Source organism: Metabacillus sp. KUDC1714, from assembly GCF_014217835.1.
GTDB classification, from domain to species: domain Bacteria; phylum Bacillota; class Bacilli; order Bacillales; family Bacillaceae; genus Metabacillus; species Metabacillus rhizosphaerae.
In genome coordinates, this window is sequence record NZ_CP055263.1 from 972,374 (window position 1) to 998,473 (window position 26,100).

At 36.3% G+C, this 26,100-nt stretch carries 27 protein-coding genes and 2 riboswitches; all 27 genes read right to left on the reverse strand.

Translation table 11 applies throughout. The features are described 5' to 3' along the window. Positions 1 to 5 precede the first annotated feature (5 nt). Positions 6 to 113, reverse strand: coding sequence for a methionine/alanine import family NSS transporter small subunit (locus HUW50_RS04765; RefSeq protein ID WP_083964563.1), 108 nt, complete (start codon positions 111 to 113; stop codon positions 6 to 8). After that, a complete protein-coding gene (locus HUW50_RS04770) occupies positions 113 to 1,624 on the reverse strand; it encodes a sodium-dependent transporter (RefSeq protein WP_066330364.1) in 1,512 nt (503 codons plus the stop codon). Before HUW50_RS04770 ends, HUW50_RS04765 begins: the two co-directional genes overlap by 1 nt. A 433-nt stretch (positions 1,625 to 2,057) precedes the next feature. After that, complete coding sequence (locus HUW50_RS04775) at positions 2,058 to 3,608, reverse strand: Na+/H+ antiporter NhaC family protein (protein ID WP_066329959.1); 1,551 nt, start codon at positions 3,606 to 3,608, stop codon at positions 2,058 to 2,060. Positions 3,609 to 3,805: 197 nt separating this feature from the next. Further along, positions 3,806 to 3,984, reverse strand: a riboswitch (Lysine riboswitch). A gap of 73 nt (positions 3,985 to 4,057) precedes the next feature. Next, a complete protein-coding gene (gene yunB, locus HUW50_RS04780; RefSeq protein ID WP_066329958.1) occupies positions 4,058 to 4,798 on the reverse strand; it encodes a sporulation protein YunB in 741 nt (246 codons plus the stop codon). 83 nt (positions 4,799 to 4,881) lie between these two features. Then, complete coding sequence (locus HUW50_RS04785; RefSeq protein WP_066329985.1) at positions 4,882 to 5,184, reverse strand: YunC family protein; 303 nt, start codon at positions 5,182 to 5,184, stop codon at positions 4,882 to 4,884. Between the two features lie 70 nt (positions 5,185 to 5,254). Beyond that, positions 5,255 to 6,655, reverse strand: coding sequence for a bifunctional metallophosphatase/5'-nucleotidase (locus HUW50_RS04790; protein WP_066329956.1), 1,401 nt, complete (start codon positions 6,653 to 6,655; stop codon positions 5,255 to 5,257). A gap of 72 nt (positions 6,656 to 6,727) precedes the next feature. Continuing rightward, on the reverse strand, positions 6,728 to 7,555 hold the full coding sequence (locus HUW50_RS04795) for a sulfite exporter TauE/SafE family protein (RefSeq protein WP_066329952.1): 828 nt from the start codon (positions 7,553 to 7,555) through the stop codon (positions 6,728 to 6,730). 5 nt (positions 7,556 to 7,560) lie between these two features. Continuing rightward, positions 7,561 to 8,433 carry a DUF72 domain-containing protein gene (locus HUW50_RS04800; RefSeq protein WP_185653737.1) on the reverse strand — a complete coding sequence of 291 codons (873 nt, stop codon included), beginning with the start codon at positions 8,431 to 8,433 and terminating at the stop codon, positions 7,561 to 7,563. 194 nt (positions 8,434 to 8,627) lie between these two features. Beyond that, positions 8,628 to 10,025 (reverse strand): Fe-S cluster assembly protein SufB, encoded by a 1,398-nt coding sequence (sufB, locus tag HUW50_RS04805; RefSeq protein WP_066329949.1) that lies wholly within the window; start codon positions 10,023 to 10,025, stop codon positions 8,628 to 8,630. A gap of 48 nt (positions 10,026 to 10,073) precedes the next feature. Further along, positions 10,074 to 10,511, reverse strand: a complete 438-nt coding sequence (gene sufU, locus HUW50_RS04810; RefSeq protein ID WP_066329948.1) for a Fe-S cluster assembly sulfur transfer protein SufU — start codon at positions 10,509 to 10,511, stop codon at positions 10,074 to 10,076. Next, on the reverse strand, positions 10,504 to 11,721 hold the full coding sequence (locus tag HUW50_RS04815) for a cysteine desulfurase (protein ID WP_066329947.1): 1,218 nt from the start codon (positions 11,719 to 11,721) through the stop codon (positions 10,504 to 10,506). The genes sufU and HUW50_RS04815 overlap by 8 nt, the downstream gene beginning before the upstream one ends. Beyond that, the gene (gene sufD / locus HUW50_RS04820) at positions 11,721 to 13,022 is read right to left on the reverse strand and encodes a Fe-S cluster assembly protein SufD (protein WP_185653738.1); all 1,302 of its coding nucleotides are present in this window, start codon (positions 13,020 to 13,022) and stop codon (positions 11,721 to 11,723) included. The genes HUW50_RS04815 and sufD overlap by 1 nt, the downstream gene beginning before the upstream one ends. A 23-nt stretch (positions 13,023 to 13,045) precedes the next feature. Next, on the reverse strand, positions 13,046 to 13,831 hold the full coding sequence (sufC, locus tag HUW50_RS04825; protein ID WP_066329944.1) for a Fe-S cluster assembly ATPase SufC: 786 nt from the start codon (positions 13,829 to 13,831) through the stop codon (positions 13,046 to 13,048). A 340-nt stretch (positions 13,832 to 14,171) separates the two neighbouring features. After that, positions 14,172 to 14,351: a YuzK family famiily protein gene (locus HUW50_RS04830; protein WP_066329942.1), complete on the reverse strand. Its 180-nt coding sequence runs from the start codon at positions 14,349 to 14,351 to the stop codon at positions 14,172 to 14,174. A 261-nt stretch (positions 14,352 to 14,612) separates the two neighbouring features. Next, positions 14,613 to 14,984, reverse strand: a complete 372-nt coding sequence (locus tag HUW50_RS04835) for a carboxymuconolactone decarboxylase family protein (protein WP_066329940.1) — start codon at positions 14,982 to 14,984, stop codon at positions 14,613 to 14,615. A 282-nt stretch (positions 14,985 to 15,266) separates the two neighbouring features. Further along, positions 15,267 to 16,112, reverse strand: a complete 846-nt coding sequence (locus HUW50_RS04840) for a MetQ/NlpA family ABC transporter substrate-binding protein (protein ID WP_066329934.1) — start codon at positions 16,110 to 16,112, stop codon at positions 15,267 to 15,269. An 11-nt stretch (positions 16,113 to 16,123) separates the two neighbouring features. Then, positions 16,124 to 16,792 carry a methionine ABC transporter permease gene (locus tag HUW50_RS04845; RefSeq protein WP_066329927.1) on the reverse strand — a complete coding sequence of 223 codons (669 nt, stop codon included), beginning with the start codon at positions 16,790 to 16,792 and terminating at the stop codon, positions 16,124 to 16,126. Beyond that, on the reverse strand, positions 16,785 to 17,810 hold the full coding sequence (locus tag HUW50_RS04850) for a methionine ABC transporter ATP-binding protein (protein WP_066329925.1): 1,026 nt from the start codon (positions 17,808 to 17,810) through the stop codon (positions 16,785 to 16,787). The genes HUW50_RS04845 and HUW50_RS04850 overlap by 8 nt, the downstream gene beginning before the upstream one ends. Before the next feature lie 133 nt (positions 17,811 to 17,943). After that, positions 17,944 to 18,052, reverse strand: a riboswitch (SAM riboswitch). 367 nt (positions 18,053 to 18,419) lie between these two features. Then, complete coding sequence (locus tag HUW50_RS04855; RefSeq protein WP_066329923.1) at positions 18,420 to 19,733, reverse strand: O-acetylhomoserine aminocarboxypropyltransferase/cysteine synthase family protein; 1,314 nt, start codon at positions 19,731 to 19,733, stop codon at positions 18,420 to 18,422. A gap of 141 nt (positions 19,734 to 19,874) precedes the next feature. Beyond that, on the reverse strand, positions 19,875 to 20,192 hold the full coding sequence (locus HUW50_RS04860) for an SCP2 sterol-binding domain-containing protein (RefSeq protein ID WP_066329921.1): 318 nt from the start codon (positions 20,190 to 20,192) through the stop codon (positions 19,875 to 19,877). Between the two features lie 208 nt (positions 20,193 to 20,400). Further along, the gene (locus tag HUW50_RS04865; RefSeq protein ID WP_066329920.1) at positions 20,401 to 20,715 is read right to left on the reverse strand and encodes a thioredoxin family protein; all 315 of its coding nucleotides are present in this window, start codon (positions 20,713 to 20,715) and stop codon (positions 20,401 to 20,403) included. Positions 20,716 to 20,737: 22 nt separating this feature from the next. Next, positions 20,738 to 21,085 (reverse strand): toprim domain-containing protein, encoded by a 348-nt coding sequence (locus HUW50_RS04870; protein ID WP_066329919.1) that lies wholly within the window; start codon positions 21,083 to 21,085, stop codon positions 20,738 to 20,740. 257 nt (positions 21,086 to 21,342) lie between these two features. Next, positions 21,343 to 21,579, reverse strand: coding sequence for a YusG family protein (locus HUW50_RS04875; RefSeq protein ID WP_066329914.1), 237 nt, complete (start codon positions 21,577 to 21,579; stop codon positions 21,343 to 21,345). A 126-nt stretch (positions 21,580 to 21,705) separates the two neighbouring features. Then, complete coding sequence (gene gcvH / locus HUW50_RS04880) at positions 21,706 to 22,089, reverse strand: glycine cleavage system protein GcvH (protein WP_066329910.1); 384 nt, start codon at positions 22,087 to 22,089, stop codon at positions 21,706 to 21,708. A gap of 139 nt (positions 22,090 to 22,228) precedes the next feature. Further along, positions 22,229 to 22,588, reverse strand: a complete 360-nt coding sequence (locus tag HUW50_RS04885; RefSeq protein WP_066329908.1) for an arsenate reductase family protein — start codon at positions 22,586 to 22,588, stop codon at positions 22,229 to 22,231. Positions 22,589 to 23,040: 452 nt separating this feature from the next. After that, positions 23,041 to 24,825: an acyl-CoA dehydrogenase family protein gene (locus HUW50_RS04890; RefSeq protein ID WP_066329907.1), complete on the reverse strand. Its 1,785-nt coding sequence runs from the start codon at positions 24,823 to 24,825 to the stop codon at positions 23,041 to 23,043. A 63-nt stretch (positions 24,826 to 24,888) separates the two neighbouring features. After that, entirely contained in the window at positions 24,889 to 26,064 is a 1,176-nt protein-coding gene (locus HUW50_RS04895) for an acetyl-CoA C-acetyltransferase (RefSeq protein ID WP_066329902.1), read from the reverse strand. Positions 26,065 to 26,100 lie beyond the last annotated feature (36 nt).

The following is a 26,100-nucleotide window of genomic DNA, read 5'->3' on the forward strand; positions in this document are numbered from 1 at the left end:
TGCAATTATTTACTTTGCTTTGCCTTTACGACTGCATTTGTAATACTTGCAGCTAAGCCTCCCCAAACAACCACAATACCGATTACCATCATTGTAATAGCAGATGCACTCATTATCGAGAAACCTCCTTATTTGACGAAGCTAATGATTCTTCCTTCTTTTTACGCCCGATTGAGAATAGTACACCTACAAAGATTGCACCTAATGCAACTGTCCATCCCCAATTGAATAAGAATTCACGTGGATACTCACCGTATTCACTTGTTAAATTTGTTCTTAAATTATCGAACATCATATAACCTAAAACGATTGGTGTAATAACACTTAAACAAATTCTCCACCAAGTTCCAATTTGAATATCAGATAAATCATTTGCATGTTTTTGAATGTTTTTCAATTCCTTAGCAAACCAAGCAATAGCTAACACTTCAATTAAGCCAGCTAATGTTACACCGAATGTGTTGATAAAGTAATCAACTGAATCAAGGAAGTATAGTCCGCCTCTAGTTGCAAATAATAATGAAGCAATAGCTGCTAAACCGCCACCGATTGCAACAGCTTTTGTACGAGAAATGTTAAATTTCTCCTGAATACCAGCAACATATGTTTCAATAATTGATATTAATGATGTTAAACCAGCTAATATTAATGAACCGAAGAATAAAAATCCAAATAGACCGTTAAAAGCTGGAAATTCATTAATAATCTGCGGGAATACAACAAATGCTAAGCCAACGCCAGAAGAAACTACTTCTGCTACAGGCACACCTTGTTGTGCTGCCATGAATCCTAAGGCACTAAATACTCCGATCCCTGCAAGAACTTCAAATGCTGAGTTACCGAAACCTGTGATAAATGCATTATTTGTAATATCAGATTTTTTCGGTAGATAACTTGAATAAGTAATCATAATCGCAAATGCAATTGATAAACTGAAGAAAATTTGACCGTAAGCTGCAACCCAAACTTTACCGTCTAGGATTTTACTCCAATCAGGTTTAAAGAATGCCTCTAAGCCTTGTGCTGCACCATCAAGTGTAAGTGCACGAATAACAATGATTGTAAACATAATCACTAATACTGGAATGAAAACTTTATTTACAGCTTCAATTCCTCTTTTAACTCCCGCAAATAGTACACCCAAAGTAACTACCCAAACAAGAATTAATGGAATTAATACGCCTGGTACTAATCCACCGAAATCACCAGGAGTTTCAGCTAATTTTAAATATTCACCAAAAAGGAATCCTTCTGTATCACTACCCCAGTTTTGATTGAATGAAAAAATAGAATAGGATGATGCCCAAGCGATGATAACTGGGTAATAACAAGAAATAACAAATGATATAGCTAATTGCCACCAACCAAGCCATTCTTTCCCTTTGCTTAATTTTGCAAATGTCATCGGAGCAGAACTGCGATATTTATGTCCTAATGTAAACTCCATAACTAGTAATGGGATACCAGCAGTTAATAAAGCAAATAAATATGGTAGGAAGAACGCTCCTCCTCCATTTTCATAGGCTGTTGCTGGGAAACGCCAAATATTACCTAAACCAACTGCAGAACCAACGGCTGCTAGAATAAAGCCTGCCCTTGTCCCCCACTGTGGACGATTTTCCATCAAAATTTCCCCCTTTTCAAATAGCACCTTTAAATATGGAAACAATTTGAAATTATATAATTTTCTGATTATTTACTATAATCTATACATAGTATAAATGGACTTTATTCCTATGTCTATAAAAAAATATCAAAAAAATCATTTTAATATAATATATTCAGAACTTTCCAATTTTCATAAACAAAATATGGATATATCATATTTAAATAATATTTTTAATTTCAATTTTAACTTTTTCTTTGGTTTATTACCTTATTAAAGAAACTACTTATTAGGAATAGCTACATAATATTTTTCACTTTTTAAACATCCATATCAAATAGTAATATTAATATATCTTCCCTCAGCATACAAAACTATTATTTAATAGTATAATTTGGTAATTATTAGAAAAAAAGAGATATAGGCTTGAGCCTATACCCTTTTCATTTGTTTATGCAGCTTTCGTTCTTTTGGAAAAAAAGAAAATAAAACCGATTAACAACAGAATCACAACAGCCAAACCTGCTATACCATTCCCTGTTACACCTAAAACAAGGTAGCCAATTGTGGCAAAACCACCACCAATTAAAGCATATGGCAGCTGTGTCATGACATGGTCAATATGATGACTTCCTGCTCCTGTTGATGAAAGAATTGTGGTATCAGAAATTGGTGAGCAATGATCCCCTAACACTGATCCTGCAAGTACAGCAGCCATTGCTGGTAATAACATATTAATATCTGTTGCAGCTGTGATTTCGGCTGCAATTGGTAGCATGATGCCAAATGTACCCCAAGATGTACCAGTAGCAAATGCCATAAATCCACCTAAAAGGAAAAGAATAACCGGCAGGTAGGCGACATTCATATTCGATTTCTCGACTAAACTAGCTAAGTATTCCCCTGTTTCTAATTGACCAATTAAATCTACAATTACCCAAGCAAACATAAGAATATAAATAGCAGGTAGCATTGATTTTATGCCTTCTTTTACAGCTAACGGAAAATAGCTAGCCTTAATGCCCCTAATAAAAAATAATAAAATTGTTACAGCTAGACCAAATAGTCCACCATATAAAAGCGAAGCAGATACATCTGTGTTTTCAAAAATAGTAAAGATCGTTGCTCCTGTTTTGTCTTCAATCGTTGTGTAGCCGGTAATAAGCATAGATGCTACTGTACCCACAATTAAAGCAAGAATTGGCCATACAAGATTCCCGATCGTACCTTTGTCACTTGTTGGTAGATCCTCTTTTACATCACCTAGAGATTCTTTAGCTGGATCAACAACTTGTCCAGTTTTAATCGCACGCTCTTCATGTACCTTCATACTTCCTAAATTTATGTTGAAATAGGCAACGGCAAAAACGAGAACCAATGCAGCAAAAACGTAATAATTCATTGGAACCATTGTCATGAACGCACCTAAAGGAGTAAATTCAGTGACACCATGTGTCGCAAAAATTGTAGCAAGCATGGCAATAATATAAGCTCCCCAACTTGAGATTGGTGAAATAACGCATACTGGTGCAGAGGTGGAATCAATGATATATGCTAGCTTTGCACGAGAAACCTTTTGGCGATCAGTAATCGGACGACTCACTTGACCAACCGCAAGAGCATTAAAATAATCATCGATAAAGATTAACATCCCTAATAATGCTGCGGTAAATTGAGCACCAGCACGTGTTTTCACACGCTTTTCTGCCCATTCACCAAAGGCTCTGCTTCCACCTGAAATAGAAATTAGAGCTGTGACGACACCTAAAATAAGTAAGAAAAATAAGATGTACACATTCCAAGTATTAAGCTCACCATCTGAAATGAAAATAGCCTTAACCGCTTCAAAAATAGTAACTCCAGTCTTAACGATTGAGAAATTTGTGATTAATAATGCTGCTGAAAGAATTCCTACTCCGAGGGAAAGTAATACTCTTCTCGTTAATATAACCATTAAGATGGCTAAAAGAGGAGGAATAATTGAATAAATAGTGCCTGACATGTTGTGTTAAGCCTCCCTAGATTATTAATAGTTTGGAAGGTTCTATTGACGATGCAAGGATAAAATTAGCTATTAGTAAATAACTAATTTTCAACGTCCTTTCTGTGTATTTTGTAAAAAAATGCACACAAAAAGAGCAATGATAGAAAATAACTATCATTACTCTTTCTAGGAATAATGTTATGTTATCCTCCATCCCGATCAGTAGCCCTCCATTATAGAAAACTCTATAATGACAGTATTACCCTTGTTCAAAGTAATACCAGCAAATGAATCATGACTTATTCATTTACTTCGGCGAAAAGCCCTTTGCAATATGGTCATTGGTGTCATTCTCACATATTGTACTAATGTTTTTCGCTCCTCTACCTCATCTTGAGATAAGGTGGTTAGGTCAATATTTGATTTTCAACATTTTATAGTTTAACAAAGTATAGACTAAGTAGCAACTATGGTTTTTTTGGTAATTCTATTGAGTGATCAGCATCTTCACTGCCACTTCCATTATAATATTGTGGCACGTCTCCTTGTTCAGTCTGGATAATAACTGGAATTGTATTTTCTGCTTTTACCACCTCTGTAGCAAATGGAATAACAACCTGTACACTCACTTCAACATAAATTACGATTTCATGTTTTGCATTATTAATCCCATATTCCTCTGTCGTACTTTTAATATCTGTAAAAACATCACCTATTAAATAATATTCTATTGGAATACCGGGACCAAGTGTACTTAAAATTGCATTATCTGTTATTTTACCTAATGGTATCTCATAAATAATTCCAGTATCTCTTGCTTGTTCAGGGGTTATATCATGGAAATTATTTCTTTCAATCTCACCAAGCTTCTTAGTTACATTGTCAGTTACCCTTTTTTTGGCTGCAGTTACTGCTCGTTGATTAAAGCTAAAGGAATTGATGTTCCCCTCATTATCCTTATCAATAATCACTAAATCCTGTTGTTCCTCTTTAGTAAGGATCTCCTCTTCAACTGCGTCATGAATAATTGTTGTTGCTACTTTATTTGCCTCTAACCTTGCGATTTTCATCATTGTTGACTCAATCTGAACATTAACTATCCAAAAACTTGTTGCTGTTAAAATTATAAAAATAACCAAAGTTAGTAATAACACATAGCGAAAAGGCAAAGGCCCTCTACGCGGACGACGACCGCGGAACTTAGCCAAAAAAATCCCTCCTTTACAAGCTATGTTTATGCATGTAAAGAGGGATGTAAGCATCATTTTTTATCATTTTTACATTCTAAGATTCATGCCATCTTCAGTAAGGCATCTTTTCCTTTTGTGCCAACAACAATCCCAAGCTTCTCAGCCTCATATGTGACAGATTCTAATGGCGCCTCAAGTAATTGGTCAATTGTTCTAACACCGACTGCTCTACCTGCAATAATACCTCTATCTTTTAACTTTTCGTTTAATAAAGCGACATCTAACGCACCACACATAATATACCCTTTGTCGTTGGTGACTGCCATAAAGTTCGTTTTAGGTAAAGCAACTGTGATTGCTGTAAATTGTATTCCTTCAATGACAATTGGAGTCATGGTAACCATCACTATCTACACTCCCTTCTTACTATATCTTTATGAGCAAGTAAAGGATACGTGTAGATTGTTCGCCTATTTAAGATGGTGTATTTTCACCTAACTTCCAAGCTAAAAGGTCCCTTAATAGTTCTGGCATATAAAAGATTTTTTTCTCCGCGTGACTTATTTCAGGATATAATGGTCCAAGGGAAAACATATCAACTGTAGCAACAGAATAAACTCTGTGAGGATCAATAGGCTTACCATGGACTAACACATCTGTAACATGATGTTTACCATCTGAAAGTACCTCAGATATTACCTCAATCCCGTCGAATACCATTCTCCCCATTACTTTCCCTCTAAAACCTAAACCTTTTAATTTTAGGTGTTCCATTCTTTCTTCTCTTGCTTGGACAATCACCTCTTTTAAAACATCACCTTTTAAATAGACCTTACATGGATTAATAGGATGTGGACATATTCGATGGAGATCCTTTTTCGTGACAGGACCTTTGCTTAAAGGCTCTAATAACATTCCTGAGTTAACCATCCCAACCTCTCCGTCACACCACTCGCGTATTGCACGGACTAAGAATAATGGAAAGGACGATTCATTAAACCAATCTAGTGTTAACTCATCCTGAAGGAATCCAACTACTTCAGATAGCTTAGATTCACTGTCTGCTAATTTAAGTTGTAGCCATTCCTCTGTTTCTTGACAGACTTCCTTTTGTTCATCCATAGGATAAATAGAAGCTTTACGATCTACCAACATTTTCTGTTTGTTATTGATCGTAAGTGAGATATGACCGACATATTGTCCATACTTTCCAGCACCAGCAACTAACGTATGATTAATCTTTTCACCATTTGGTAATACATGATGTGTATGACCGCCAATAATAATATCAATATCAGGAAATTCCCTTGCAATGATTTCATCATCACTAATACCAAGATGGGAGAGAAGAATAATGATATCTGCTTGTTCCTTTACCTGATTTATTGTTTCTAATAAGCTCTGGAAGGGGTCTTTTATTTTCCAACCAAGTAACTCATAAAATTTTTCATAAAATACCGTAACTCCTAAAATTGCCAACTTTACCCCATTATTTAATGTCACCATTTTATAAGGGACAACCCAAGGAGGTCGTTCCCCGAGCTCTGTATATAAATTTGATATGACGATTGAAAAGTTCGCTTCATCATATAACGAATTTAAGTCGTCATAAGAAAAAGTAATCCCTTCATTATTACCTATTGTCACTGCATCATATTGAAGCATATTTAATAAAGTCACGTTTGCCTTGCCTTGTGTTGCTTCTGTTATTGGATGAAAACGGTCTGCATGATCACCTATATCTAGAAGAAGCATTTGCTCTTTATTTTGTTCATGTAGTTTCTTTTTATTTTTTAAAAATTGGACGATAGCTGGCCAATTTTCAAAATGACTATGTAAATCATTTGTATGGTAAAGGTGAATTTTCTCTAGCATGTTCCTCTCCCCTTATTCGTAAGGTGTAACTGATGCTACCCGTGTACTCTTTTATCTCTTACTGCTTAAATTTTATGTTCCAGTGAAACCCTCAAATATTAATTTTAAGCCAGCAATGATTAACACGATTCTTAATAAATTAACAATTGTCTTGTCTTTTAATTTTGTATTAAGAACAGCTCCAAATCTGCCTCCAAACCATGCACCTGGAATTAGTGCTGCTGTGTATAGCCAGTTTATATTCCCTAATGCAATATGAGTAACTGAGCTAGTAGAAGCTGAAAGAAATATTATAAACATTGATGTTGCAACTGCAATGTGCGGTGGGAACATGAACAACAAGATCATCGCCGGCACCATCAGAGCACCACCGCCAATCCCAAATAATCCTGAAATGAACCCAACAACAAATGCTATTAAAACGCCTAGTACTGGCTGAAAGGAATAAGAGATTTCATTACCATCCTCACCAATATACGAACGATTCACCTTTATACCAGGTTGTTGTTTCCATTGAGGAAGTTTATCCTTAACAATTAAAATAATTGAAACGAAGATCATAAATAAACCAAACCATATTGAGAAAGAAGTCGTATTAAAAAACTTATTTGCGTATGCACCTACGATTCCACCTGGTCCACTTCCGATAAAAAAGATAAGTCCACTCTTATAATCAACTTTTTTATATTTCATATACGTTAGTGTGGATGAAAGTCCAGTAAAGATCACAACTAATAATGATGTACCAACTGCTACCTGTGGTGACACACTTTCAAATCCAGGTAAGTAGGATCCTAAAGTTAGTAGCATCGGAACAACGATAATTCCTCCACCTAAACCAACTAGACTTCCGATTGTTCCTGCAACAATACCTACAACCACTAAGATTATCCACTCCATATTTCTTACTGCTCCTCTTCAAGATTGAATAAGCTTAATTGTTTTTCTGCCAATCCAGTATAAGTGATGTCTAATAGATTTATCATCATTTTTGCATTTTCTGCCGCATCTCCGCCTGAATTATTATTAAAGAGCATATAAATCGTCTTTGATTGGTTTTGAAGTGAACTTAAATGATCTTTCCAATCTAGTAACTCATCCTGATTATACCGATACAAATATCGGACATCTCTCCAATCGTCACCAGAAGCTGGCTTATTCCAACCATGTACATTTCTTCCATGTAAACGAATAAGCGTTTTACTAGAATCAGTAGGATGAAGAACAGTTGGGATCGACCTCTCCCCTGCTTGTGGTTCATCGACAATACTATGTATCCATTTTTCAGATTCCATAAACTGTAGCGTTCTTTCGTAATAGACGTGCGAGAACCATGATCGATTGCGAAATTCAAGTGCTACGTCATAATCACTCATTTGTTCTCTACACCATTTTAAATACAAAACATTTTCTTTATTGCATTGAAACCATGGAGGAAATTGAAATAAAACCATTGCAAGCTTATTAGCCCTTTTTATTGGTTCTATTGATTTTATGTATGCTTTAAACATAGCTTGTTTCGTTTCAAAGAGGTTTTCTCCACGAAGATGTCCAGTCATTCCCTGGTAAGCCTTTGGTATAAATTGAAAAGTATCGGGAGTATCGCTTAACCATTTCGCAATATTTCGTTCTGGTTGAATGGCATAAAAACTAGCATCAATTTCAACTGTAGGAAAATGTGCAGCATATTCTTGTAATTTATTTGTAGGATTCGTTTTTGAAGGATAGAGTGAATCGTGATCTCCCCACCCCGTTAGACCAATTTGAACTGTCGTCAATCAAATCATCCTTTGGAACATGTTAAAATTTTAAGTTTTTCTAAATCTACTATACCATGACATGCTGTGATTAACATCGAACTGGGTTTGAAAAAGATGCGTATATTTTATGAGGAATTACTTAATGAGGTGTTTAAGTTAGCTTAATTAATTGAAGATAAAAGAGACTGACAATTATGTCAGTCCCCATTTTATTAACCGATAGAACCTTCCATTTCGAACTTGATTAGACGGTTCATCTCAACTGCATATTCCATTGGAAGCTCTTTTGTGAATGGCTCAATAAAGCCCATTACAATCATTTCTGTTGCTTCTTCTTCTGAGATACCACGACTCATAAGATAGAATAATTGTTCTTCAGAAACTTTAGAAACCTTCGCTTCATGCTCAAGAGAAATATTGTCGTTCATGATCTCATTATAAGGAATCGTATCTGATGTAGATTGATTATCCATAATGAGTGTATCACATTCAATATTTGATCTTGCCCCATCTGCTTTGCGACCGAATTGTACGATTCCACGATATGTTACTTTACCACCTTGTTTAGAGATGGATTTAGAAACAATCGTTGATGAAGTATTTGGTGCTAAGTGAATCATTTTCGCACCAGCATCTTGATGCTGACCTTTACCTGCAATCGCGATAGATAAAGTCATTCCGCGAGCTCCCTCACCTTTAAGGATAACCGCAGGATATTTCATTGTAAGTTTAGATCCGATGTTGCCATCGATCCATTCCATTGTTGCGTTCGCTTCACAAACAGCACGCTTTGTTACAAGGTTAAATACATTGTTTGCCCAGTTTTGAATCGTCGTATAACGGCAATATCCGCCATCTTTAACAATAATTTCTACAACAGCACTATGAAGTGAATTTGTTGTGTAAACTGGAGCCGTACAACCTTCAACATAATGAACATGTGCGCCTTCGTCTACGATGATAAGTGTACGCTCAAATTGACCCATATTTTCAGAGTTGATACGGAAGTAGGCTTGTAATGGTGTATCAACTTTAATACCTTTTGGTACGTAGATGAATGATCCACCAGACCATACTGCAGAATTTAGAGCAGAGAATTTATTATCAGTAGGTGGAATTACCTTACCGAAATGCTCACGGAAAATATCTTCATTTTCTTTTAAAGCAGTATCTGTATCCTTAAAGACGATTCCAAGATCTTCAAGGTCTTCTTTCATATTATGGTAAACAACCTCTGATTCATATTGCGCAGATACACCTGCTAAATATTTTTGTTCTGCCTCTGGAATACCTAGCTTATCAAATGTACTCTTAATCTCTTCAGGAACTTCATCCCATGAACGCTCTGATTTTTCAGATGGTTTAACATAGTACGTAATTTCATCAAAATTCAGTGAAGCCATATCGCCACCCCATTGTGGCATTGGCATACTATAAAAATGTTCTAATGATTTCAAACGAAAATCTAACATCCACTGTGGTTCATTTTTCATACGAGAGATTTCTTCAACGATCTCTTTCGTTAACCCTCGTTCTGAACGGAAGATAGAAACATCTTTATCAGCAAACCCGTATTTGTAATCGCCTATTTCAGGTGCCTTTTTTGCCATCTACATTCACTCCTATCCATTTAGAATATTAGGGATACCCCTAATGACTTATTCATTGTTGCTGTTAATGCCCTTTTCCATTGCTTTCCAAGCTAATGTGGCACATTTAATACGTGCAGGAAATTTAGTTACACCTTGTAATGCTTCGATATCACCTAAATCAATATCGTCATCATACTCTTTTCCTAGCATCATATTCGAAAATATATCAGAAAGCTTTAAAGCTTTATCAAGTGTTTTTCCTTTAATTGCTTGAGTCATCATCGATGCAGATGACATTGAGATGGAGCAGCCTTCCCCCTCAAACTTAGCATCTTTTACCACACCATCTTCAAGATCCAGTGTTAAGCGGATACGATCCCCACAAGTAGGATTATTCATATCGACAGTTAGACTGTTATCAAGAATCCCTTTGTTTCTAGGGTTCTTGTAATGATCCATAATGACCTGACGGTATAAAGTGTCAAGATTAATATGATTAGACATTACTGAAGTACTCCTTTGTTTTAATGATACCAGAAACTAATTTTTCAATTTCCTCTTCTGTGTTATACAGGTAAAAACTAGCCCTTGCTGTTGCAGAAACTTTTAACCACTTCATAAGAGGCTGTGCACAATGGTGGCCTGCACGTACAGCAATTCCCTCAGCATCTAAAACTGTTGCAACATCATGTGGATGAACATCCTCTATATTAAAAGTAACTAATCCAGCACGATGCTTTGGTCCATAAATTGTTAAACCATCTACTTGGCTTAGTTGGTCTAACGCATATTGAGCTAATTTATGTTCATATGCTTCGATCTGATCTAAGCCAATTTGTTCAAGAAAGTCAATTGCCGCACCGAGACCAATTGCTCCAGCGATGATTGGGGTTCCAGCTTCAAATTTCCAAGGAAGCTCTTTCCATGTTGATTCCTGTAAACCGACAAAATCAATCATTTCTCCACCAAATTCAACTGGTTCCATTTTTTCAAGAAGCTCTTTCTTGCCATATAAAGCCCCAATTCCTGTTGGGCCACACATTTTATGACCTGAAAAAGCAAAGAAATCACAATCTAAATCTTGCACATCGATCTTCATATGTGGCGAACTTTGAGCACCATCAACGACCATAACCGCGCCATGCTTATGAGCAATTTTAGCGATTTCTTTGATTGGGTTGATTGTACCAAGTACATTTGATACCTGCATGACTGAAACAATTTTCGTATTAGAAGTAACTGTTTCTTCAACATCCTTTAAATCAAGTGTACCATCTTCTTGTAAAGGAATATATTTTAACGTCGCACCAGTAACTTTTGCTACTTGCTGCCAAGGAATAACATTAGCATGATGCTCCATGTATGTGATGACAATTTCGTCACCTTCTTTAACATGCGTTAAACCATAGCTTTGAGCAACCATATTTAACGCGGTTGTCGCACCTCGGGTAAAGATAATCTCTTGTGTAGATTTTGCCCCAATAAATCTTCTAACCTTTTCACGGGCTCCTTCATATCCATCTGTTGCTTTTGTACCTAGTGTATGCACCCCACGGTGAACGTTAGAATTATATTCACGATAATATGTGGATAGTGCTTCTATAACAGCTAATGGTTTTTGGGAAGTAGCTGCACTATCTAAATAAACTAGGTCCCGACCATTTACTTGCTGATCCAAAATCGGAAAGTGCTGACGAATATCAGTGATATTCATTACTTAACTTTCCTTTCAATAACCTCAACTAACTGCTTTTTCACGCCTTCGATTGGAAGTACGTTTACTACTGGTGCTAAGAAGCCATGAATCACTAGACGTTCAGCTTCTACCTTAGGAATGCCACGACTCATTAAATAATAAAGTTGAATTGGATCAACACGACCAACAGATGCTGCATGACCTGCTGTTACATCGTCCTCGTCAATTAATAAAATTGGGTTTGCATCACCACGTGCTTTTTCACTTAGCATAAGTACGCGAGATTCCTGCTCTGCATTTGATTTAGAAGCACCATGTTCAATTTTCCCAATACCATTGAAAATAGAAGAAGCACTGTCCTTCATAACACCATGTTTAAGGATATAACCTTCAGAGTGCTTACCAAAGTGTACAACTTTTGTTGTAAAGTTTTGCTTTTGTTCTCCACGACCAACAACAACTGATTTTGTATCACCGAAAGAACCGTCACCGATTAGATTCGTTACATTTTCAGAAATTGTATCTCCATCATTCATTAACCCTAATGCCCACTCAATTCGAGCGTCACGGCCAGCTATTCCACGACGGTTTACATATGTTGTTATACCTTTTGCAAGTGTATCAACTGCTCCGTAGGTTACACGTGCATTTGTATTAGCAAATACCTCTGTAATAATATTAAAGACACCTTCAACATCTTTTATAGTTGAAATGTAATTCTCTACATACGTAACAGAACTGTTATCTTCTGCAACCACAATTACATGGTTAAATAGCGTAGTATTAGGATTATCATTCACAAACACTGCTTGAATTGGTTCAGCAACTTCTACATTCTTAGGAACATAAACGAAGACCCCACCATTTAAAAGCGCTGCATGTAAAGCTGTTAAGCGATGCTCGTCAACCTTTACGCCATCTTTCATAAAGTATTTTTGAACTAATTCAGAATGTTCACTTGCAGCCGTATGAATATCAGCTAGGATAACACCTTTCTCTTTATACTCATTCGAAAGAGTTGTATACGCAGCTGTATTATTTAATTGAACATATAAGTTGTTGTTAGCTGACTCAATATCAATTAAGGCTTTTACATCTTCATGTAAATCATTTAAAGAATTTAGTTTTTCACTAGTAACTATATGTTCCTTAAAACTAGTGAAATTCCATTTGTCTATTTTCGTTTTATCCGGTCTAGGCATTGGAAGATCCTCTGATTTTGCAAGTGCTTGTAAGCGAAGATCTGTAAGCCAGTCCGGTTCACCAAGCTGCTTTGAAAAGCTTGTGACATAGTCCTGATTGTAAGTTTTCGTTTCCATACGTCCTATACTCCCCCTTGCGCTTATGCTTCTTGCCCAACAGTTTCGTCTTCAATACCTAATTCTTGTTTAATCCAGTCATAACCCTCTGCTTCTAAGCGTTGTGCTAACTCAGGTCCACCTGATTTCACAACACGGCCTTGCATCATTACATGCACTTTATCTGGTGTAATGTAATTTAATAAACGTTGATAATGAGTAATCATTAAGCAACCAAAATCTTCGTTACGCATTTTATTAATACCTTTTGCTACAACTTTTAAAGCATCGATATCAAGACCAGAATCGATCTCATCAAGAATCGCAATTTTTGGCTCGATCATCATTAATTGAAGAATTTCATTACGTTTTTTCTCTCCACCAGAGAAACCTTCATTTAGGTAACGTTGTGCCATATCTGGATCCATTTCTAATTCTTCCATATTAGCATCCATTTTACGGATAAACTTCATTAAAGAAATTTCTTCGCCCTCTTCCCGGCGTGCATTGATTGATGAACGTAAGAAGTCTGCGTTCGTAACACCACTAATTTCACTTGGATATTGCATTGCTAAAAATAGACCAGCACGTGCACGCTCATCTACTTCCATTTCTAATACATCTTCACCATCTAAAGTAATGCTTCCACTAGTAACTTCATATTTCGGGTGACCCATAATTGCAGATGATAATGTTGATTTACCTGTTCCGTTAGGCCCCATGATCGCATGGAACTCTCCGCCTTTTATTTCGAGATTTACACCTTTTAGAATTTCTTTCCCATCAATTTCTACGTGTAAATCCTTAATGATTAATGTAGAACCTGCCATAACTATACCTCCATAATATATAAAGTTTACTTATTCTCAATTTATTCTCATTCTAATCTTATAACAAATCAAAAGTGAATACAACCTTTAAGGAATAGACTCGAATTTTGTCTAGGATTGAAATAACTAGCTGTATTAAATCAATATGTATATAGAGTGAGAAAAGAGCCTTTTTCTACTATATAACACATTGATCTGTGAATCTACCTCCATACCTAGATTAGTTTTTACTTCCTTTTAAAAAACATTCTGTAAAAGGATAACCCCACCTGAGTTAATATATGTAAAAGGACCAGTCTGCGACTGGTCCTTTCAATTTCTCTATTTAACATAATAATGCTTACTTTTTCATTCTTCTTTCGATTTCCGCATGAATCAACTGACTCTTGCGATAATCCTCTTCACGACTTAATTCTACATCCATTCTTTTTTCAAGCTTTTGTGAGTACTCAGCATACCCAATGCCATGGGAATTATGCATTGCCTTTTCCATTTCAGTTGTGTAGTTGAGTTCTAGCATTTCTTGACTCGAGTGGATAATGAATCAATCCTTTCAACTTTTAATTTACATAAAAAGTTTATCAAGAATATTCAAATAACTCAAAGTGCGTCAGATTATGTGACAATCTTTTGAGATCGATTATTATTCATTTAGTAAAATTAAACCGTGTTTTTATACATTTCCTCAAACATCCTCTGGATTACTCGCACTTAAGATTATTTTGCTTCAATTAATATTGAAACAATCTCCACTAAAGATTCCTGGGTTCTATAACAGATTTTATTGTTTTAATTGATTTAGTTCCGTTATACACTCTTGTACAAGTGTTACAGCTTGACTCATAGCTGCCCCACCGCCAAATGCAGCAGTTACACCAATTGCCTCTAAGATTTCTTCTTCACTCGCTCCTTGATCTAGGCAGCCCTTAGTATGATAGACCATGCAATATTCATCTTGAGATTGAATACTAATTCCTAAAGCAATTAAATGCTTTTGCTTTTGTGATAATTTCCCTTCCTTAAAACAAGCCTCAGTAAATGCATTGTAATGATGAGCAATCTCTGGCATTTTTTGTGTGAATGTTCCTATACCACTTTTGAATTCGAGTAAAGCAGCTTCAGTTGAATTTCTCGGTTCATGAATATGTTCCATTTCCCACAACTCCAATCAGGATTTTTTCACGGTTAGTATGCTTTAAATAAAAAAATGTATGCTAAACTGAACAAAAGCGCAAGCGCCTTGAACAGCCTCGGGCAAATAAGATGATTTAGAATAGAAGGCGTTCTTTGCCTTCAATTCTAAATCATCTTATGACCTCGAGGGGCTAGGCGCTGGAGCTAGATGTCAAAGTGTTATCCGCAGTACAAGCATTTTTTAATTCCGAGATAAGAACAAAAAAAGGCCAACAAATACCATGTCGGCCTCTTTTTCTATTTATTCACTTTTTGCTGCGGAAATAACAGATCCTTTGTATTTTGTTTCGATAAATTCTTGTATCTCTTCTGATTTTAATACTTCTACTAATGCTTTAATTTCTTCTCTGTCTTCGTCACCTTCACGAACAACAATTAGGTTAACATAAGGGTTGTTCTCTGGTGATTCTAGTGCAATTGCATCTTTAGCTGGGTTTAATTCAGCATCAAGTGCATAGTTACCGTTAATTAAAATAGCATCAGCTTCATCATTTTCATAAGCCTTTGTCAGCATTGGTGCCTCAATATTAGCTTCAAACACTAAATTTTTAGGATTTTCTGCAATATCTTCTATTGTTGCTGCTGTTTTTTCAACGCCCTCTTTAATCGTAATTAATCCCTTTTCTTCTAATAAAGAAAGCATACGACCGTGATCAGCAACAGAGTTACTCATAATAATTTTTGCTCCATTTGGTAGATCTTCTAATGACTTATGGCGTTTTGAATAAACACCAATTGGTTCGATATGGACTCCACCAGCATTCACAAATTTATAATTATTATCAGCAATTTGAGACTCTAAGTAAGGTTCATGTTGGAAGTAATTAGCATCTAACTCTTCTTCTGCTAATGTCTTATTTGGTAAAACATAATCTGTAAATTCTACGATTTCTAATTCAATCCCTTTTTCTTCTAATAAAGGTTTTGCTTCTTCTAATATTTCAACATGTGGTACAGGTGATGCACCTACTTTTAATGTTTTTGCCTCTCCTTCGGAACCTTCAGTTCCTTCCTGTGACGCCCCACCACAAGCAACAAGTGCTGTTGTAAAAATCGTAAATATAATTGCTAATAAAGCTTTTTTCATCGTTCTTCCTCCTATCGTTTGTCAATTGATTTAGTTATGATATCTCCAATAATTTGGATGATAAACACGAAAATTAATATGATAACCGTTGCTATTAATGTTACTTGATTATTCCCACGGTTAAAACCTTCCATAAATGCTAGATTCCCTAATCCACCAGCACCAATAGCACCTGCCATTGCTGTATACCCTATTAACGCAATAGCGGTAACTGTAATACCAGAAACTAACGCTGGCATCGCTTCGGGTAAAAGGACCTTCCAAATAATTGTGCTTGTTTTAGCACCCATAGATTTAGCAGCTTCAATGACACCTTTATCAATTTCCCTTAAAGCAATCTCGACCATGCGCCCATAAAAAGGAGCTGCCCCGATTATTAACGCTGGTAATGCGGCATTTGCACCGAGTATTGTTCCAACAAGTACTTTTGTAAAAGGTAATAATAAAATAATTAAAATAATAAATGGTATTGATCTAAATATGTTAACAATTCCTGCAACTAGATTATTAACATACTTACTTTCCCATATGTTTCCCTTTGCTGTTAAAAATAACAGTAAACCTAGAATAATTCCTAAAATAAATGTCGCCACAACCGATAAGCTTGTCATATAGATTGTTTCCTTTGTTGCAAGCCAAACCTTTTCCCAATCTACTTCAGGTAGAAGCTGTTCAAGCATTGGCAATCACCTCCACCTCAATGTGTTGATTATAAATAAACTCTAATGCTCGATTTAATTCTTGTTCATCTCCATCTAAATGAATAAACAGACTTCCATATGATCCACTTTGTGTTTGTGAAATCTTCCCTTGTAAAATATTCACATCGATTGCAAACTTTCTAATTAGATTTGTTATCAATGGTTGCTCTGCTGATTCACCAACAAAGGTTAATTGAATAACCTTACCCTTTGGATAATTCTCTAAAAGATTTGCCACTACTTCATTCGTTTCCTCTGGTTCTGTAACTTGTTTCACAAAGCGCTTAGTAATTGGTTGTTTAGGATGCTTAAAAACGTCGAGTACATCCCCTTCTTCAACTACCTCCCCATTTTCCATCACAGCTACACGATGACATATTTTTCGTATAACATGCATCTCATGAGTAATCAGCACAATTGTAAGTCCAAGTCGTTTATTAATATCTACAAGCAAATCTAATATAGAATCCGTTGTTTGGGGATCTAAAGCTGATGTAGCTTCATCACATAATAATACTTTAGGGTTATTAGCCAATGCTCGCGCAATTCCTACACGTTGCTTTTGCCCACCACTTAATTGTGAGGGATATGCATTCTCACGACCTTCAAGTCCTACAAGCTTGATCAGCTCATCCACTCGTTTCAAACGTTCAGCTCTTTTTACACCTGCAATTTCTAATGGAAAAGCAATATTTTCTCTCACTGTTCGAGACCATAAAAGATTGAAATGCTGAAAAATCATACTTATTTCTAAACGCGCTTTTCGTAATTTCACTCCACCAATTGAATCTATTTGACTACCAGCAACGCTAATATCACCACTGGTTGGTTTTTCTAGTCCATTCAACAACCGGATTAGTGAACTTTTACCCGCTCCACTATATCCAATAATCCCGAAAATTTCACCCTTATCAATTTTTAGATTCACATTATTAACAGCCGTTACATTACCTGATTTTGTTTGATAAACTTTATTAACATTCTTTAATGTAATCAAGTTGTCACCTTCTTTCAGTTCGAATACCTCACTTCAATCTATCACTTTTATGGAAAATTCATGTTGCAATATAGTATTTTGATAAAGAAAAAAACCCTTCTGCAATGAGCAGAAAGGCACAAAAATGTCCTTTCTCTCATCTCTCAAAGCTAAACAGCTTTGTGTGAATTGGCACCACTTCAACAAATGTTGATGGTTGCCGGGCTTCATAGGGCACTTCCCTCCACCTCTCTTGATAAGAGAACTACGTATATAATTAAAGTTAAATTAAATTTTAGTGAGCTTAAGTACGTTTGTGATTGTATCATGCAATTAAAAATCATGTCAAACAAATTCTCTTTTTTCTAAAAATTGCATTTTATTTTAGTGATAAACTATTATAGGATAACTCCAGGAACAAAAGCGCAAGCGCCTTGATCAGCCCCGACAAGCATAAGATGATTTAGAATAGAAGGCGTTTTTTGCCTTCAATTCTAAATTAGCTTATGCTTGTCGGGGCTAGGCGCTGGAGCTGAATGTCGTGCACTTATCCACAATTCAACGAATTTTATAATTTCCTGGTAAAAAAGGGATGACTTTGCATGAAAGTCATCCCTTTATATTCAATATTTAAATATGTACACTTTCGGTTCCCTTAACGCCAGTTGCTTTGTAAATAGCTTGATCAAGATCATCGATGATATCTTGAATATGCTCTATTCCAACCGATAAGCGAATTAAGTCCTCCGTTACTCCCGATCTTTTTAAGTCCTCTGTATTTAACTGTTGATGGGTTGTACTAGCAGGATGGATGATCAAACTTTTTGCATCCCCTACGTTCGCAACGTGTGACCACAGTTCTACATTATTAATAACAGCAGCTCCTGCCTCTCGTCCACCCTTTATTCCGAAAACGATAACGGATCCAGCACCATTAGGTAAATATTTTGCTGCTAAATCTTTTGCAGGATGATCCGAAAGTTCAGGATATAGAACCCATTCAACAGAAGGGTGCTGCACTAAATACTTAACCATCTTTCTAGCATTAGCAACATGCTCTTTCATTCGAACATGAAGAGTTTCTAAACCTAGTGTGAATTGGAATGCATTATATGGGCTAATTGCGGGACCTAAGTCTCTTAGCAATTGAACTCTAGCTTTAATAATGAATGCCTGCTCGCCTAATGCTTCTGCATATACTAGATCATGATAACTCGGATCAGGGGTCGTAAAACCAGGGAATTTAGGGTTATTCCAATCAAACTTCCCACCATCAACGATTACTCCTCCTAGAGTTGTCCCATTTCCTAATAACCATTTTGTTGCTGAGTGGATAACGATATCTGCACCATGTTCAATCGGCCGGCAAAGATAAGGTGTAGCAAATGTATTATCTACAATTAACGGAATCCCAGCTTCATGAGCTATATTCGCGACAGCTTCAATATCAAGTACATCTAAACTTGGATTTCCAATGGTTTCAGCGAATATAGCTTTTGTTTTAGGTGAAATAGCAGAACGGAAGTTTTCAGGATTTTTCGGATCAACAAACACTGTATCTATTCCATATTTCGGTAAAGTATTTGCAAAAAGATTGTAAGTTCCCCCGTATAATGTTGAAGCAGATACAATTTCATCACCTGCTCCAGCAATATTTAAAACCGAAAGTGTAATCGCCGCCATTCCACTAGATACCGCTAAGCTACCTATGCCACCTTCAAGCTGTGCAATTCTTTCTTCAAAAACAGTTGAAGTTGGATTGTGAATTCGGGTATAAATATATCCTGGTTCTTTTAAACCAAAGAGGTTAGCTGCGTGCTCAGTATTCTCAAATAAGTAAGCATTTGATTGATAAATAGGCACAGACCTGGCACCTGTCATTGAATCTTTCTTTAGCCCTCCGTGAATTGTGACCGTTTCAGGCCGGTAATTTTTCTCTTGCATCTTAACTCCTCCTATTACAAGATGTATTTATCAAAAAATACTTCACTGTTGGTTTTGAATTCTAAGATGCAAATTCCTATACCTATTAGTCTACCTATATAGTAAACGATTTCAAACTTCAGATTCAAGGATTTCCCCTTATCAACTTAACTTTATGATTGCCTCGAATTTTAAAAAATTACGATAAGACCCTTTGATCGTAATTTTCCCAAAAGCAATTAATTGCTTTAAGCTTACAGTGTTTAATAATACTTGTTCGAGGTCATAGCCTTCTCCTTCCATGACAAAGTCAATTTTCGAAGGTTGAGTATGTAACGTTTTAGCCCCTTTTGATGATAGTTCAATAAAATGACTAATCTCTTGCTGAGGTTTTATTTCTACTATTAGAGTTTGATTCAAAAGTATTGGAGTTAAAAACCGAGCTTTATTAAAATTAGAAATAAACGTTGTCATATACATAAAAAAAACCTCCGATATCAATCAAGCTATTTAATAACTTCATTGAATCACGGAAGAATCCTTTATTAATAAGTCGACAGTTTCTGCTTATTTATTCATTATTTGTGGGATTATTAATATTTCCCAAGAAATATGTCATATTAGCAAGACTTACCTGAATCTTTATACTACCTATCTTATTTGTTTTATGAATCATAGGTCATGCTTCCTATCCATTAATAGTGGAATATTGCTTTATTTTTTCAAGTAAGTATCCAACTGAATGAAACGCATAAATCTTTTCCTTTTCTTGGCCATTTTCATAAATGAGTAAGCAAGGTACACTTTCGATTCCAAGCTCTTTAGCCTCGTTAGGAAAGTAATTTAAGTTAACAGAATAGATGTGAATAGCGGGAACTAATTCATCTACGACAGATAACATTCGTTTAGCTACTTGACATGTTCCACACATCGGAGTGTATAAATAGAAAACCATTAGACCATCTCTTTGTATTGTAAGCTGTTTCTCTTCCCATTCAATCATATTTAAATAATGTTACACCTTTCTAAAGAAATTTCGCATCCACATCAATATTTGCACTTAGTAAAACAGAAGCAACATGGTGATCTGGTGCAGTCGCTACTTCACGATAGGCTCTGTCGATATAAATATGCGATGCCTCTGGAAATTCCCTCTTGAATTGTTTACGAAGTCGATCCCCTGCATCATCAGAGTCCACTAAAATATAGACATCTTTTAAAAATAATTCATCAATTAATTCATCAAGCTTTGTTACACTTATCGTTCCATTTGTGCAGATAATTTCGATTGATTCGTTTAACACATTTAGAACTTTCTTTTTATCTGATTTCCCTTCGACAATTAACACTTTTTCAACCTCAACTAACGACATAAACATCACCTGTTTTTATAGTAAAAGTCTTTTCTATAAACTATTCGATTTGTCGAGGTTGTTTCCTCTTTATTAAATGTTTTTTCTTAAGTTTTATTTAAGGTATTAAAAAACACTTTAAATAAACACGAATTACCGAAAAAACGATTTGAAAGAAACGACCACATAACTAAAGCGCAAGTGCCTGTGAAGTGTTTAAAACATCAACCATTTGGAAAACAGTGTGCAAAAAAGAGCAGTGGAGCAATCCACTGCTTCTAGCACCAGCCATTTTCGTCATCACAGTCAACGTATTTTTGGTCTGATCCTGTTATAACATCTGCAAATTGATAAAACCGACTATTATTGAATTCATAGCCAGTTTTTAAATCATAATTATTTTCTGATACCATCTGGCCAATCATTTCTTTTTCAAGATAAAGATTTAATTGCCCATCAGTAAATTTACCTACAACTCGATCTGTTATATCTAAACGTTGCTTTTCAAAAGACATATGGACACCCTCCTTTACCTATTTGTAGGATGTCCTTAATATATGACTTCATTCAGTGGGATTTTTTTCATTCCACTGATATGGTAGTGCATAAAACGCCACATACTGTCCTTCGTCGGATGTTAATTAATCTTCATTTGTCATTTCTTCATATTGTTCAGCTGTCATTAAATTCTCTACGTCAGCCACATTAGCAGGTTCTACCACAATCATCCAAGCCTTTTCATATGGAGATTCATTTACATATTCAGGGCTGTCATCAAGATCTTCATTAATTTCAACTACTTTACCGCTGATTGGGGCATATAGCTCAGATACAGTTTTCACTGACTCAACGCTACCGAATGGCTCGTCCGCTTTAACCTCGTCGCCTACCTCTGGTAATTCTACAAAAACGATATCGCCAAGCTCAGATTGTGCGAAATCTGTAATACCAATACGAACCTTTTCTCCTTCTACTTTTACCCATTCATGTTCTTCAGAATAACGAAGTTCTTTTGGTGTGTTCATTTTCATTACCTCCAGCATTCATTTCAATTTTTAGTTGTCATATACAAGGGATGACCTAGATTCTAATTACTTGATTACAATTATTGAGTTAGTCAATATTGTTTTACCAGTTTATAGCAGAGTATGCAAGAAGTATCTTTTAATTTTTCCAATTATCTGCATACTGTTCTTCCTTAAACCCAACTGTGACACCCTTTTCTCCAACTGCAATTGGTCGTTTAATTAACATACCATCTGAAGATAATAATTCAATCATCTCTTCCTCAGACATTGTAGCTAATTTATCCTTAAGCCCAAGCTCGCGATATTTTTGTCCGCTCGTGTTAAAGAACTTTTTAAGCTCCAAACCACTTTTCTTATAAAAAGATGAAAGTTCCTCCTTAGATGGTGGATTCTCAACTATATGTATTTCATTAAAGTCAACATTGTGTTCTTCTAACCATTTTTTCGCCTTACGACATGTACCACATTTAGGATACCAATAAAAATCTAAAGACATACCATATCACCACCCAAACTACATTTTCATTTAACTTTATCTTATCATATCCACTCATACAAACCTAATTAGAAATATTCTAATTTCATACATTTTATAAATAACTCAGACACTCTGTCATTTCGTAAAAACTTGAGAAATGACTTAGCAGGCTTAATGGCAACAGGCTCCCTTAAAATTGAAAGAAGACAATCCAAAGTAACGATTGTCTTCTTTACCTCTTCGTTTTATGCTAAGGCTCTATTCTAAAAGATTGTTGTTTTTGAACAAAACTGATTAGGGTGATTGGAACGGATATGCGAGACTCCTGTGGGAGTAGCGGGATAGATGAGACCCCGCAGGCGCTTCGCGCTGAGGAGGCTCATCGCCCGCCCCACGGAAAGCGAGCATCCTGGGGCGCCAATCAACCAACCCAATACTATTTTAAAAGCAACAAAGTTTGCGAAAACAGCCTATGCTAAATACGCATTTTTATCAATTATTGCAGCTGCAATTTCTCTTTTCTTTCCAATCACATTAATTGGGGTATGACGGGTAAACTTACGTAATGCCGAAATCATCATTCTTAATGAATCCCCTGATTCAACTGCGATCAATGATTCTTTAGCATGTGCTTCGATTTCATTGAAAGCTTCCTGGCAGTAAACTTGAGTATAGAGAAGCTTTTGTTTATTTTTCTCTTCTCCTGTTTTTGCAATTGCTTTTTCTGTGCGTAAAATTGCTGATTCCATCGCATACACATTGCTTACAATATCAGCAATATTGACAAGGATCTCTTGCTCTTTTTGAAGTTCCTTTCCATACTTTTGTGCCGCTAATCCAGCAATAAGCACACCGATTTTCTTAGCATTTTTCAGCAGATATTTTTCTTGCTCAAGAGTGCCCTCACCAACCTCCTCAGGCATTAGCATCATTAGCTCTTCTTGTAAGCTTTGAGCTTTCTGGAATAGAGGGAGCTCACCTTTCATTGCTTTTCGTAGATAAGTACCAGGGACTAATAGACGATTAATCTCGTTCGTACCTTCAAAGATTCGATTTATACGCGAATCTCGGTACACACGCTCAACCTCGTATTCTGCCATAAATCCATATCCACCATGAATTTGAACTCCTTCATCCACTACATAATCGAGTGTCTCGGAGCCAAATACTTTATTTAATGAGCATTCAATTGCATATTCTGCAATTGATGCAGCTACCTCTTTACCATCTTTTATCTGTTCATCGGTTAAACGGCTCATCCGATCCTCGAATAATCCAACAGTTCGATATACTGAGCTTTCCATTGCATAGGTTTTAGCTGCCATATTAGCAAGCTTTTCCCCGATAAGTGAGAACCGAGAGATTGGTGTTTTAAACTGTTGTCTCTGGTTTGCATATTGAACAGAAACGTCTATTACCCGCTTTGCACCACCAATTGTTCCTACAGCTAATTTATAGCGACCAATGTTTAATATATTAAAAGCAATCACATGCCCTTTACCAAGTTCACCTAATAAGTTTTCTTTAGGTACCATCGCATCTTCTAAAATTAATGTTCTTGTCGAAGATCCCTTTATCCCCATTTTCTTTTCTTCAGGCCCAGTTGAAACACCTGGATATTCCTTTTCAACAATAAATGCAGAGAAGTGCTCTCCATCGATTTTTGCATAGACAATAAAGACGTCAGCAAATCCTGAGTTGGTGATCCATTGCTTTTCTCCATTTAACACATAATGTGTACCTTCAGCATTTAACTTTGCGGTTGTTCTTGCACCAAGTGCATCTGAACCTGAGTTTGGTTCAGTAAGTGCATATGCAGCTAGCTTTTCCCCAGTAGCTAGATCCGGTAAATATTTTTGCTTCTGTTCTTCATTGCCGAACAGAACGATTGGCAGTGAGCCAATTCCTACATGGGCACCAAAGGATAATGAAAAGCTTCCTCCTCTTGAGATCTTTTCGGTTATTAAAGCAGAACTAATCTTATCAAGTCCTAATCCACCATATTCTTCAGGAACATCTGCACCTAATAGCCCAAGTTCACCAGCTTGTTTTAGGAGCTTCACTGACTTTTCGAACTGATGATTTTCGATATCTTCAAGATGAGGCAATACTTCATTTATAACAAAATCCTCTGTCGTCTTTGCAATCATTTTATGCTCATCTGTGAAATCCTCAGGTGTGAATATTCGATCATATGAAACATCTTCAATTAAAAAGCTACCACCTTTAAGACTAGAGTTAGTTGTATTTGACATAAAAAATTCCCCCATTGTCTAAGTATTGTTAAAGTGCACTAAATTTAGTTCCCTATAAATCTATTATATTAACTCAAATACACCTGCTGCTCCCATACCTCCACCTATACACATTGTGACAACACCGAATTGTTCATTGCGACGTTTCATTTCATGAATGAGTGATAGCGTTAGTTTAGTACCTGTACAACCAAGTGGATGTCCTAGCGCAATTGCCCCCCCATTGACGTTAACTTTATCTTCATCCAGACCAAGCTCCCGAATAACTTGTATGGATTGAGAAGCAAACGCTTCATTTAATTCAAATAATCCGATATCTGAAAGCTCTAATCCTGCATATTTTAATGCTAATGGTACAGCAGCAACTGGACCAATCCCCATCACTTCAGGTGGCACTCCTGCGACAGCAAATGAACGAAACTTTGCCATTGGTGTATACCCTAGTGAGCCCGCTTTTTCTCGATCCATTAACATGACCGCCGCTGCACCATCACTAGTTTGTGAAGAGTTACCAGCTGTAACAGAACCCTTTGTAGAGAAAGCTGGTCGTAGCGTTGCTAAAACCTCAGCTGTCGTATTAGAGCGTACTCCCTCATCTTGTCTGAACTGTACAACCCGCTCTCTAAGTTTATGATTAGAATCAACTGTTCTAATGGGAACATCAACCGTCACAATTTCTTCAGCAAATTTCCCTTCATTAATTGCGGTTGCTGCTCTTTGATGGCTTCTTACTGCAAAGGCATCTTGATCTTCTCTGGAAATACTAAATTTTTGAGCGACTTGCTCAGCTGTATGCCCCATTCCCATATAATATTCTGGTGCATCCTCAGCTAGTCTAGCATTAGGTCTAACAACATGCCCCATCATCGGAACAAGACTCATTGATTCCGCACCACCTGCTATAGCAGTTTCAGAATGACCCAGCATTATTTTTTCTGCGCCATATGCGATACTTTGTAAGCCAGATGAACAATAACGGTTAATCGTCACTGCTGGTACTGTATATGGAAGACCAGCCAATGCCCCAATATTCCTTGCCATATTAAGCCCCTGCTCTGCTTCAGGCATAGCACAGCCAATAATTAAATCATCGATATTCCCCTGGTAATCCCCTGCCCGTTTTAATGTTTCCTTTACAACTAACGCACCAAGATCATCAGGGCGCATATTCGCTAATGTTCCTTTTTTTGCTCTCCCTACTGGTGTTCTAGCACCTGCCACAATGACTGCTTCACGCATACCTTAAAACCTCCCTTTGTCACACTATTCGTTATA